This is a genomic window from Halomonas sp. SIMBA_159 (genome assembly GCF_046536035.1).
GTDB lineage: Bacteria > Pseudomonadota > Gammaproteobacteria > Pseudomonadales > Halomonadaceae > Vreelandella > Vreelandella venusta_A.
The window spans coordinates 1-244 of sequence record NZ_JAWJBT010001333.1 but is presented as its reverse complement, the minus strand read 5'-3'; the positions used below and the strand labels follow the sequence as shown (position 1 = coordinate 244).

General features: G+C 47.5%; 1 protein-coding gene. It reads right to left on the bottom strand.

The annotated features are described in order from the left end of the window. Positions 1–244 (bottom strand): aminotransferase class V-fold PLP-dependent enzyme (locus R0J87_RS23590; protein WP_498889418.1); only part of this gene is annotated, 244 nt, incomplete at both ends.

The following is a 244-nucleotide window of genomic DNA, read 5'->3' as shown; positions in this document are numbered from 1 at the left end:
CACATACAGTGCACCGATACCTTTAGGACCGTAAACTTTGTGCGCAGACAGGGAAATCAGATCAACTTTCATTTCCTGTACATCAATCGGCAGCTTACCGGCAGACTGAGCGGCATCAACATGGAAAAACACGCCACGTTCGCGGCAGATTTCACCAATTGCGGTAATGTCCTGAATCACACCGATTTCATTGTTCACATGCATAATGGAAACAAGAATGGTGTCTTCGCGGATGGCGTCACTC